The 1,316-nt window shown below is 61.3% G+C and carries 1 protein-coding gene; it reads left to right on the forward strand.

Annotation, left to right across the window (positions count from 1 at the left end):
- Positions 1-53 precede the first annotated feature (53 nt).
- A complete protein-coding gene (locus ACQR2C_RS32600; RefSeq protein ID WP_434882964.1) occupies positions 54-1,166 on the forward strand; it encodes a transposase in 1,113 nt (370 codons plus the stop codon).
- The last annotated feature ends 150 nt before the right edge of the window (positions 1,167-1,316 follow it).

Genomic DNA, 1,316 nt, shown 5'->3' on the forward strand with positions numbered 1-1,316 from the left:
CATTGGCGCTAACTTACCATTTTGCTGCCGGAAATGGATGATTCCTCGGTCGAGTGACTGACGAATCGCTTTCGAACGCCGAATGGCTGCGCACTATCGCTCGGTTGGGCGGCGCTGACCTGCTTGAGCATGAGGCTCGGGAATTTGGGGCTTTCAAACGAGCCCGCAAGGTCGAATGTGCCGTGGATCAGCTGCGGCTGGTGCTCGCGTATTGTTGGGGGACGCGCGGGCTGCGATTGACCGCCGCATGGGCTGAGGCGATGGGACTTGCCTCATTGTCGAATGTCGCGCTTCTCAAGCGGCTATGCAACTCGGCGGATTGGCTCGAACAACTGGTCAGCCGGCTGCTCGTTGGGAGCGCAGGTGAGACCTGCCTGGCCGCGGCGAAAGGCCGACCGGTCCGTCTTGTGGATGCCACGGCGGTGGCAAAAGCCGGCCGCAATGATCGCGAATCCGGCGGCGTATGGCGGATACATTCAGCTTTCGATCTGGCGAGCGAACGCTTTACCGCCTTCGAACTGACGGATGAGAGCGAGGGCGAGGTCATCGATCGCGCCGGTGTCGTGCCGGGCGAAATTCGCGTCGGCGATCGTGCCTATCTGCAGCCCGATCGGCTGGCCAAGGTGCTTGCTGAAAGCGCTGATATCGTAGTGCGCGCCAAATGGAATGGCGCTCGTTGGCTCGACGCCGACGCGAACCGTCTCGATCTCATTGCTCTGCTAAAAAAGTCGCGTGGCAAGGGACTGGTTGATCGGCCCGTCTGGATCAAGGCTTCGGCGAAAGAGCCTATCGCATTACGTCTGGTGGCGATCCGAAAGCCGAAGCAGGCGCGCGATGCCACGATCGAAAAGATCACGCGCCGGGCACGAGACATGGGCCGCAAGCTGCAGCCCGAGACGTTGGTCGCGGCCGAATGGGTCATCATCATCACCTCGCTCGATCGCGATGAATATCCACTTCCAGCAATCAGCAGCCTCTATCGATTGCGGTGGCGCATCGAGATCGCCTTCAAGCATCTCAAGAGCAGTATCGGCCTCGCGCGACCACCGGGCGAGGATCCCAGGAGTGCGAGAGCGCACATCCTCTGTCATCTTCTGCTGGCGCTGCTGACCGAGCCGCTCATCGCGGAACATCTCGGTGACTCTCCCCGCCGGGAGGCCGCGTGAAGAACGGCGTCTGGCGCCTATTGCGCTTGATCGTCGAGGCCCTCGTCGACGCCGTCATCCCCAAACCCGACGTGCAAACGTTGCAGGCCGCTGCGCGGAACATTCAACGCCATCTCCAAGAGCCGCCAAGAAAACGAGAATACCAAGCGC

Origin of the sequence: Bradyrhizobium sp. HKCCYLRH3061 (assembly GCF_051168015.1) — a bacterium.
Classification (GTDB): domain Bacteria; phylum Pseudomonadota; class Alphaproteobacteria; order Rhizobiales; family Xanthobacteraceae; genus Bradyrhizobium.